Consider the following 398-nt stretch of genomic DNA (forward strand, 5'->3'; position numbering starts at 1 on the left):
CGTTTACACAGGAAAGTCATCGCGACCGGCAATAAGAGGGATATGCATGCCAGATTTTTTCTCCTTTATTAACAGCGTCCTTTGGGGATCGGTAACGATTTACCTGCTCTTCGGCGCAGGTTGTTGGTTCACTTTTCGCACCGGATTTGTGCAGTTTCGCTACATCCGCCAGTTTGGCAAAAGTCTTAAAAATAGCATTCATCCACAGCCAGGCGGTTTAACCTCATTTCAGTCATTGTGTACCAGTCTTGCGGCGCGCGTGGGTAGCGGCAACCTGGCCGGCGTTGCGCTGGCAATTACCGCCGGTGGACCTGGAGCCGTCTTTTGGATGTGGGTTGCCGCGTTTATCGGCATGGCGACCTCGTTTGCCGAATGTTCTCTGGCACAACTTTATAAAG

1 protein-coding gene is annotated in these 398 nt (G+C 51.5%); it reads left to right on the forward strand.

Annotated features, from left to right (window positions below; translation table 11 throughout):
* Positions 1-46: 46 nt before the first annotated feature.
* Positions 47-398, forward strand: a 352-nt coding sequence (locus H0X90_RS35500) for an alanine:cation symporter family protein (protein WP_196438453.1), incomplete at its 3' end; no start/stop codon positions are given.

The organism is Burkholderia sp. 9775_39, from assembly GCF_015712225.1.
Lineage (GTDB): Bacteria > Pseudomonadota > Gammaproteobacteria > Burkholderiales > Burkholderiaceae > Burkholderia > Burkholderia cenocepacia.